Raw genomic sequence first — 2,828 nt, 5'->3', positions numbered from 1 at the left:
GGGCCTGCCATTTTGATCGACCCGGGGCTGCACATGCCTGCGCGTGGCCCGCTCAGGAGACTCGAACATGCCAGAGCCCGGTCCGCACCCATCTGACAGCAGTCTGCGTGACTGGATGCAATCGGGGCTGTTCGCCGACGTCGATCAAACAGCCATCGATGCGTTGAGCACCAAGGCGCGGCGGGTTGAGGTCGCTGCGGGCGACATTCTGGTGCGCCAGGGCGATCTCGCCGATACGCTGTATTTTGTCGAGACCGGACGCTTTCGTGTGGTCATCGAATCGCCGACCGGCAGCAAGGCGGTGGCACAAATCGAGGCAGGAGAGCCGGTGGGCGAACTCGCCTTTTTCGGCGGTGGCACGCGCACCGCCACGCTGCAGGCGAGCCGCGACAGCGTTGTCATGGCGCTCGATCGTGAATGTTATGATGCGGTGGTTGCAGATTATCCGCAGCTCGTGCCAGCCATCCTGACCGCGGTCACGCAGCGGCTGGCTGCGGTCACCGCCAAAACTCCGCCGATGGAGGCGCGGCTACCCCGCGTCATTGCGGTGACAGCGGCGGGAGGCAGTCGCATCGCACCGGCGGTGCTGGAGCGGCTGGTCGACGCGATTCGGCGACTGGTGCCAGACGACCGGCATGTCATGTTGCTGCGCGAATCGGATGCGCCGCCGGGGCCAGCCTCGACCTATCAGCAGATGTTGCGCGAGCACGAATCGCGGCGCGGCTATATTCTGGTGGACACCAGCGGTGACGTGGAATGGAGCGCGCTGGCCTGCCGCAATGCGGATGGCTTGCTGATGATCGCCAGCAACGATGGCAGCCATGCGCTCAACCCTGTTGAACAGATCGGCTGCGGCCTGATCGAGCCCGCCAACCGCACGTTGCTGGTGTTGCGCGACAGCGGCAGCGATCCTATCCGCAATACCCGGGCGTGGCTGGATGCACGTGACCCGCATCTGCACCATCATCTGGCGCTCGATTGCGACGCTGACTTTGCCCGTGTCGCGCGGTTTCTGACCGGGCGCGCGGTCGGGCTGGTGCTCGCGGGCGGCGGTGCATTGGGTTGCGCACACCTTGGGGTGATCCGGGGGCTGCAGGAAGCCGGGATCCCGATTGACGTGATCGGCGGCACCAGCGCTGGCGCAGCGATGGGTGCGGCGATTGCGCAGGGGTTAAGCGTGGCGCAAACGCTCGATCAGGTCGAGGCGATGTTCATCGATGCCAAGGCGATGCGCCGCTTCACCGTGCCGGTGCATTCACTGCTCGACCCGGCGGTGTTCGATGCCGAGCTGGCCGCGCGCTACAGCACCGCCGATATTGCCGACCAGCCGGTCAATTTCTTTGCAATATCGACCAACCTGTCGACCAACGACCTGCATGTCCACCGGCGCGGCCCCTTGTGGCATGCGGTGCGCGCATCGGGTTCGCTGCCCACCATCCTGCCGCCGTTCATTGATGATGAAGGCAATATTCTGGTCGATGGCGGGGTGCTCGATAATGTGCCCGTCGTGACCATGCGCGCGCTCAAATCCGGCCCCAACATCGTTGTGACACTGGGTGCGGCGGGGCAGACATGGCGCATTCAGGCGGCTTATGGCGCGCTGCGCCGCCGGGGGCAGTTGATCCGCGACCTGCTGCTGCGCCGAAAATCGAACAGCGATTTCCCCTCGATTGTCGAAATCATGCAACGATCGATGGTTGTCGCCAGCCGAATTGCATCGCGCTCGATGCTGCGGGAGAGCGATATCCTGCTCTCGCCGCCGATCATGCCCGGCATGCAGATCCTCGACTGGCACCTCGGCCGCAAGCAGGCCAGCGCAGCCGCAAGCTATGTCGCCGATCAACTCGCCACCAATGCGGAACTGATCGCCCTGCGCGATGAGGTAACCAGATAGGTTGTTTTTGCTTGACAGCGTCACGCTGTTATGGCAAATATACAGAAGATCGGGATGAAGCGATTCGGGCGGTTTGCCCGGTGCCAATCGTGCCACCCCTCACATTGCTGATCGCGGAGCCAAGCCGTTTGTCCGAGCCCCTCACCCCGGAGCGCATCGCCGCGTTTCTGGATCATCTGGCTGAAACCTCCCACGTGTCGAAATCAGCGCGGCGGGCCGGCGTGACGCGCGGGCAGGTGTATCGGCTACGCTCGGTTGACGCGGATTTTGCGCAGGCCTGGGCCGATGCGGCGGTCTCAGGCTATACCGATCTTGAGCTTGAGATGCTCGGCCGTGCGCGCTTTGGCGTTAAAAAGCCCTATAAGCGCGCCGATGGCAAGCAAGGGCGGATGACCGAGTATGATGACGCACAAAGCCTCAAGATGCTGATGGCCTACAAGGCGGGGCTGGTGCGTGAGGGCGACGATCGCGCCGCTGCTTCAATGGCCAATCTTACCGGAGCACGCGACCGGCTGGCGGCCAAGCTGGAATTGATCAGGGCTCGGCTGAATGCCTCAACCGCTGATGGCGCGGGCGGCGACCCGCAGCCTGATTGATGCAAGACATTTCGCTGGCCGAACGGCTGGCCCGGCTTGAACCTGCGGCCTTTGATGCCTGGTTTGATGCGCTGGACAATGATGAGGCGGCGCTGACGCTGTGCAACTGGGCGTTCTGGGCACGTCCGCAGCAGCTTGCCCCGCCGGGCAATTGGCGGATCTGGCTGACCATGGCAGGGCGTGGCTTTGGCAAGACGCGCGCGGGCGCAGAATGGGTGCGCGGAATTGCCGAAGCCGATGCCAGCGCCCGCATCGCGCTGGTCGCCGCCAATCTTGGCGAGGCACGCAGCATCATGGTGGAGGGCGAAAGCGGGCTGCTGGCGATTGCGCCAGATCGG

2 protein-coding genes and 1 pseudogene are annotated in these 2,828 nt (G+C 64.2%); all 3 read left to right on the top strand.

Annotated features, from left to right (window positions below):
- Positions 1-67: 67 nt before the first annotated feature.
- Positions 68-1,894, top strand: a complete 1,827-nt coding sequence (locus tag ACEW8G_RS14240) for a cyclic nucleotide-binding and patatin-like phospholipase domain-containing protein (RefSeq protein ID WP_373489063.1) — start codon at positions 68-70, stop codon at positions 1,892-1,894.
- Positions 1,895-2,022: 128 nt separating this feature from the next.
- The gene (locus ACEW8G_RS14235; RefSeq protein ID WP_373489062.1) at positions 2,023-2,490 is read left to right on the top strand and encodes a hypothetical protein; all 468 of its coding nucleotides are present in this window, start codon (positions 2,023-2,025) and stop codon (positions 2,488-2,490) included.
- Positions 2,490-2,828, top strand: a pseudogene (locus ACEW8G_RS14230) (ATP-binding protein); the annotation flags it as partial. The gene ACEW8G_RS14235 and the pseudogene ACEW8G_RS14230, both read left to right, overlap by 1 nt.

Source organism: Blastomonas sp., assembly GCF_041747255.1.
Taxonomy (GTDB): domain Bacteria; phylum Pseudomonadota; class Alphaproteobacteria; order Sphingomonadales; family Sphingomonadaceae; genus Blastomonas.
The sequence above is the reverse complement of the archived record's forward strand: the minus strand, read 5'-3'. Positions and strand labels throughout refer to the sequence as shown.

Coding starts and splice junctions, on each gene's coding strand:
- ACEW8G_RS14240 (WP_373489063.1), top strand. CDS start 68: ATGCCAGAGCCCGGTCCGCACCCATCTGACAGCAGTCTGCGTGACTGG.